Consider the following 6,300-nt stretch of genomic DNA (forward strand, 5'->3'; position numbering starts at 1 on the left):
AAATCTATCTCAAGCAGCTATTTTCAGTGCTAACTGCGTTGAATTTACTTGCAATAGGCCAGCTATTGACGCGTAAATTCGCCTTGTTTTCACTGAAAATCTCTTAACCAGAGTTCAGGTTATATTAGTAAAGTTATTGACAGCTAAACTCGCTTTGCTCAATTAAAGTAAAGCGAGTGCTTAATATCAGTTATAAACTCTTTTTAGGCGGTAGGGCAACGTTTGCAAATATTAGCCCTGCAACAAGCGACATAAATATTAAAAACGTTTGTTGGCCTATATGCTCTGCGTACACAAAGTCTTGACCTTCAATCAGAGAATTTAAGCCGATATACGTTTTGCTACCTGGAACTAACACAATCAAGCCTTGCATGGCCACAATTGAGGCTGGCGCATTAGCAACGCGGTTAAACAAGTTACTAAATATACCCACCGATAAAGCACCGACAAAGGTACCTAATGTGTAATCAAGGTACATAGCCGAGCCAATACTGGTGCCATACGCTATAAACCCTGATGCGATAGACCAAACAGCGTGCTTAAGTTTGGTTCTAAAAATAACGATTAAGCTGCTACAAAGTAAAAATATAGCCAGCCATGCGGTCCACTTTGGTAATGGCTCAGGTTGTACAAAGTCAGCTTGCCCAAAGAGTGCAAAGCCAATACCTATGCCAATAAAACCGCCAAAATAGAGTTTAAATAACAGCATGAACGAGTCCATTACTCGCGCGGTACCAGACACCAAATGCCGTGCTGCTAGCTCGGCTAACCCCAGTGCAAGCGCTAAACCGGGTATAAATACAATAATGGCCGAAAGTACCACCAAGCGTATATTTATTTCAGGCGTTATATACACACTCACGGCACAGGCCAATATGGCTGACACAATAGCAACTAATGGTTCTAGCATGTGCGCAACACGTTTTGAGCGGCCAGACCAAAGTACAAATAAATAAACAACCAGAGTCAGTAATGATGACCAAATTACGTCAGTCCAACTGGTACCCATTAGCATAGCAAAGGCACCACCAGAAGTGGCAAATGCAATTCCTGTTACAAGCTTGTTGTATGGGTTGGGCATAACGTAAATTGCATCAAGTTGAGCATCGACTTCTTGTAAAGTTAACTTGTCGTCAAGCATTTGATTTACAAGGTCGTCAGTGTCGGCAAGTGAGCCTAAATCGTGATCGCCAGGATCGACTCGCGCAACATGGGTGTACTCGTCTTCGTGGCCGTCGGTCCAAATAACAAATGTTACAGAGGTTGGCGACATTACAAATGAGGATTTGAGCCCTAAGTAAGTAGCCACTTCCATTAGGTGGGCTTCTAGGCGGTAGGCTGGTGTGCCATACTTATGAAGCATTTTACCTAATTTTACGATAAATTTGCGTTTTTCTGTAAAAGTTGCAGTTTTCAAATCTTTTTGAACCAAATATTGCGATAACTAAGCTAAAAATATAGACAATACAGTTAAAACTGCCCACGTTCGATGGGCGCGATTTTAAACACTAATCTGTGTGTGTCTAGTCATTTTTAATCTAATTTTTTATTTTTTTCAGCTATCCATTGCGACATGTATTGCGTACTGCGCATTGTATGATGTTTGAGCATTTGGCCTGTGAAGTTTTTTTCGCGATGAGCACTTAAATCGCTACTTATTGAATCGACTTTTTGAATTAACGCAACGCTCAATTGTGCTTTGTTGTACAGCGTATTAAGTAGTGTATTGCCATCTTGTTGTGCTTGTTCAAAGTCACTTTGATTGTTGTACATTTCTACAGCTGCATCAGCAAAGTCATCGGCGGTGTTGGCTATTTTACCAGGCCACGGTAACTCGTTATGCATGCCTTCTGCGCCAATGTTGGTGGTAACGCTGGGTGTTTGCATTATCATAGCTTCAAGTAATTTACCTTTTATACCAGCCCCAAAGCGCAGTGGCGCTAAACATACACGTGCACTTTGCATTACATCAAACGCATTATCGGCCCAGCCTTTTATTAAAAACCCTATTTTTGGGTTATTAAGTGCGGTGGCTTTAGGCGGTGGGTAAGAGCCATAAATATGCAGCTCTGCTTTTGGTAGTTGTTTGCGAATAAGTGGCCATATTTTTTGTAGGTAAAGTACAGCGTCCCAATTTGGCGCGTGTCTAAAGTTACCAATGGTCATAAAGTGTTGGCGCTGTTCAAACGTTTTAGTATTCGTCGGTAATGCGCTTAAATCGACCATAAAAGGAAGGTGATGTAATAAGCTTGGCTCTACTTTAAATACACTGTGGAGTAAACTCATCTCATAGCTTGAAATAATTAAGCTTAAGTCGCAACGTAAAATAGCTGCTATTTCGCGTTTGGCTATGTCTGAGTGTAAATCGCTAGTTGAAAACTCACGCTCGCCTTTGAACGCTTCGTGGCGAGCGTTACGCAGGCATTGTAAGTCTTCGGTATCTAAAATTTTAATCGCATGTGGACAGTGTTTATCTACGCGCCAGCCAAATTGTTCTTCCATCATAAAGCGGTCAAACATCACTATGTCTGGATTATAGGCTTTTACGTATTCGTTAAAGCTATCACAGTTTAGTGCAATGCTTTGGCAGGTTATGCCAAAGTCGTCAAGGTTTACCATGTGCTCGGTACGTAGTGCGGGCGTTGCAAATTCAACGTCCCAGTTTTGTGCTCTAAATGCATTTAATAACGACATCATGTGCGTTCCCGCAGCAGACGAATTTGGCTCTGGCCATACGTAGCCAATTACCAGCACTTTTTTCATTGGCTAGAATCTCTAATTTGTAAGTTTACATTGACCAGTGTTTTGACTGGTGGGGATATATTTTGTAGTAGTTCTTGCAGTATTAAGTGGCACCGCTTAGCGATATCATCGGCGTTAATAACCACAGTACTCACATTGTCAGGCATTACTGTGTAGTGAGGTAAATGATGGCAGCTCGCTACGTTTATATTGTTGCTGTCTGGTATGTTAAGTGAATGTATTGCAGCAATCACACCGTGCGCGATTATGTCATTTTCGCACACTACGGCATTTAACTGAGGTTGTTTTTTATAAGCTTTAATAAACGCATTTTTAGCGTCAAGCGGCTGATTTTGACCACAGGCGATGGTAACAAGAGGCGTTACATTGTGCTGCGAACAAGCACTATTAAAGCCACTTTGTAGTGCTTGAGAGTCGCTTAAAGTAAGCTCATGGCCCATAAACGCAATATGTGTAACCCCTTGCGCCAGTAAATGCATGCAGGCTAGATGGCTTGCTTTTTTATAGTCAGGTAACACACACGGAGCAACGCTAAAGGGGACTTCGCGCATTAGGGTAATGACTTTGTGTTGTTCACTGAGTGTATCGAGCCATTTGCCGCAAGTATGGGCAACGGGGCAAATAATAAACGCAGCGGCATTGTATTCTTTTAAATTTTTAACCGCATTTTTTTGTTGTTCAAGGCTACTATTGCTACTTAAGATCATGGCTTGCAAGCCATTTTCGTTTAACAAGTGCTCTAGACTAGTGGCAAGTCGCGCCATATATGGATCGTTTAGGTTGTTTATTATTATTGCGACTAGGTTAGATCGCCTTGAGCGCATTGCAGCTGCATCGCGGTTATAAACATAGCCCAGCGCATCAATCGCTTTTAATACTTTTTGTTTGCTTTTATCACTTACTTTATCGCTTTGGGTAAGTACTAGCGACACTGTCGATTTTGATACACCGGCAAGATCTGCAACATCAAAAATAGTGACTGATTTGGCTTTGTTATGCATTTTTAATGTGTCGCAGTGGTTAATAAATAGCGCTGTAGTGTAGCTTAAACAGCACTATTAAGTCATCTATTGGTGCGCTTTAACTAACCTTAATGCTTTATGAATAAATCAAAACGTGTTTATATAGGCCTATAAGAGTAAAAAATAACAAAAGGATAAAACATGAATGCTTTTAGGCTGTTAGTTGCCTTTATTTGTAGTGTTGCATTGCTGCCAATAAGCTACGCTGAGCAAGGATATCAAACGCCATCACCCGAGCTTGCCGCTTTGGTTGATGCCAAATTAGCACCCACGAGTTACTTATCAAGCGATGGTCAGTGGCTTGCATTATTTGAGCGTAAGCGTGTAGAAACACTCGACGAGCTTGCAAAAGAAGAGCTTAAGCTTGCCGGTATTAAGCTAAATCCCGCTAATTTTTCACGCTCACGTGTCAGTGCCAAGTTTAGCGCTGTAGAGCTTAAGCATGTTCAAAGTGGCACTGTTATTAGTATTAATAACTTACCAGCGGGTATTATTCGCTCACCTAAATGGTCATCTAATAGTAAATATTTAGCCTTTGTTGTTGAGCAACCAACCCAAGCCAACTTATGGCTTTACAGCGTTGAAACCAAACAAGTAAAAGAGTTAACTAGCGCTGCATTAAATTCGGTATTAACTGCCTCACCATATAAATGGCTGCCAGATAGCAGCGCCATTGTTGCAAACCTCGCTGTTAACTTTGCCAAGCCAAGGCTTGAAAATAACAGCCAAAACGTAGTGCCTGTTATTCAACAAAGTACAGGCGAAAAAGCGCCAGCACGTACTTACCAAAACTTATTAACAAGCCCGTTTGATGAAGCGCAATTTAAGTTTTATGGCCAAGGGCAATTGACTTATGTAACGCTTGATGGCAATGCTCAAGCAATAGGCAGTCCTGCTTTATTTAAATCGTTTTCGGTATCACCTGATTCTACCAATATATTAGTCGCGGGTATTAATGAGCCGTTTTCGTATCAAGTGCCTTACAGCCGCTTTGCAAGCACGTGGCAAATATGGGGCATGCGTGGCTATGCATTAGCTGAGCTGGCAAAACAACCACTTGCCGACAATATTCCACAAGGTTACGACAGCGTTCGCACTGGCCGCCGCGATTTTGAATGGCGAGCAGATCAAGGGGCTGAGGTTATTTGGGCAGAAGCGCAAGATGGCGGCGACATGAAAACCGACGTTGAGCATCATGATTATGTTTACAGCTTACGTGCACCATTTAAACGCGAGCCTAAATTATTTGCAAAAGTTGAGCGCCGTTATGCGGGAATGGAGTGGGGCAACGAAAACGTAGCAATGCTGACAGACTGGCGCTTTAGCGATCGCCAAGTTCGTACTTATATAGTGCAGCCACGTGATGCTGACAAAAATCGTGTATTGTTTTCAGAGCGTAGTTACAACGATGCGTATAAAAATCCAGGTAATGCAATTTATGAGCGCAACGATTTAGGCGCCAACGTGATTAAAATTGTAGGCGGGCGTTATATTTACCTGCGTGGTAATGGTGCTTCAGAGCAGGGTAATATTCCGTTTTTAGATAGGTTTGATGTTAAAACAAATAGCAGCAAGCGTTTATGGCAATCAGAAGCGCCATACTACGAGCGTGTACGCGCACTGCTTGACGACGAAGGTGAGCGATTTATTACTATTCGTGAATCTAAAACTGAGCAACCTAACTTTTTTATACGTAATTTAGATAACGACACGCTAACGCAATTAACAACGTTTGAGCACCCGTATCCAGCATTTAAAGGGGTAAAAAAAGAGCAATTACGTTATAAACGCGACGACGGTGTTGAGCTTTCGGGCACGCTTTATTTACCACCAGGGTATGATAAAACACAAGGTCCGTTACCTGTGTTAATGTGGGCTTACCCACTTGAATACAAAGATAAAGCGGTTGCATCGCAAGTACGCGAATCGCCTTATGCATTTACTTACATTGGCTACTGGGGACCAATGCCTTATCTTGCAAAGGGGATTGCCGTATTTGACGACCCTAAAATGCCAATAGTGGGTATTGATGGCAGTGAACCAAACGATAACTTTAGAAAGCAGTTAGTCTCAAGCGCGCAAGCAGCTGTTGATGTATTGGTTGAAAAAGGCATTGCTGATAAAAATAATATCGCAATAGCAGGGCATTCGTACGGTGCGTTTATGGTTGCTAACTTATTAGCACACAGCGACTTATTTAAAGCAGGCATTGCGCGCAGTGGCGCGTATAACCGCACATTAACGCCGTTTGGTTTTCAGGGTGAAGAACGTGATTTTTGGCAAGCACAAAGCGTGTACGCTAATATGTCACCATTTTTCCATGCTGAAAAAATTAACGAACCAATGCTGATGATCCACGGACAAGAAGACCCTAATTCTGGCACCTTCCCAATGCAAAGTGAGCGCATGTACGCAGCGCTAAAAGGGTTAGGTAAAGATGCTCGTTTGGTCATGCTCCCTTATGAGGCACATGGTTATCGTGCGCGTAAAAGCTTATTACACGTACTGTGGGACC

General features: G+C 42.3%; 4 protein-coding genes. 1 reads left to right on the top strand and 3 read right to left on the bottom strand.

All coding sequences use genetic code 11. From position 1 onward, the window contains the following. Nucleotides 1-190 precede the first annotated feature (190 nt). The 3 genes from CWB66_RS20035 to CWB66_RS20045 all read right to left on the bottom strand — a co-directional run bounded on the left by CWB66_RS20035 (nucleotide 191) and on the right by CWB66_RS20045 (nucleotide 3,764). Nucleotides 191-1,417, bottom strand: a complete 1,227-nt coding sequence (locus tag CWB66_RS20035; protein WP_077535620.1) for a threonine/serine exporter family protein — start codon at nucleotides 1,415-1,417, stop codon at nucleotides 191-193. Nucleotides 1,418-1,533: 116 nt separating this feature from the next. Further along, nucleotides 1,534-2,763 carry a glycosyltransferase gene (locus CWB66_RS20040; protein ID WP_138586754.1) on the bottom strand — a complete coding sequence of 410 codons (1,230 nt, stop codon included), beginning with the start codon at nucleotides 2,761-2,763 and terminating at the stop codon, nucleotides 1,534-1,536. Continuing rightward, nucleotides 2,760-3,764 (bottom strand): LacI family DNA-binding transcriptional regulator, encoded by a 1,005-nt coding sequence (locus CWB66_RS20045; protein ID WP_138586756.1) that lies wholly within the window; start codon nucleotides 3,762-3,764, stop codon nucleotides 2,760-2,762. Before CWB66_RS20045 ends, CWB66_RS20040 begins: the two co-directional genes overlap by 4 nt. A gap of 162 nt (nucleotides 3,765-3,926) precedes the next feature. Between CWB66_RS20045 and CWB66_RS20050 the strand changes: the two genes are divergently transcribed. Continuing rightward, a partial coding sequence (locus CWB66_RS20050) for a S9 family peptidase (RefSeq protein ID WP_138586758.1) occupies nucleotides 3,927-6,300 on the top strand: 2,374 nt, incomplete at its 3' end.

This window comes from Pseudoalteromonas sp. S558, from assembly GCF_005886635.1.
GTDB lineage: Bacteria > Pseudomonadota > Gammaproteobacteria > Enterobacterales > Alteromonadaceae > Pseudoalteromonas > Pseudoalteromonas aliena.

Bases quoted from the DNA above. Each gene is read 5' to 3' on its own strand.
- CWB66_RS20040 (WP_138586754.1), bottom strand. From the start codon at position 2,763: ATGAAAAAAGTGCTGGTAATTGGCTACGTATGGCCAGAGCCAAATTCG.
- CWB66_RS20045 (WP_138586756.1), bottom strand. From the start codon at position 3,764: ATGCATAACAAAGCCAAATCAGTCACTATTTTTGATGTTGCAGATCTT.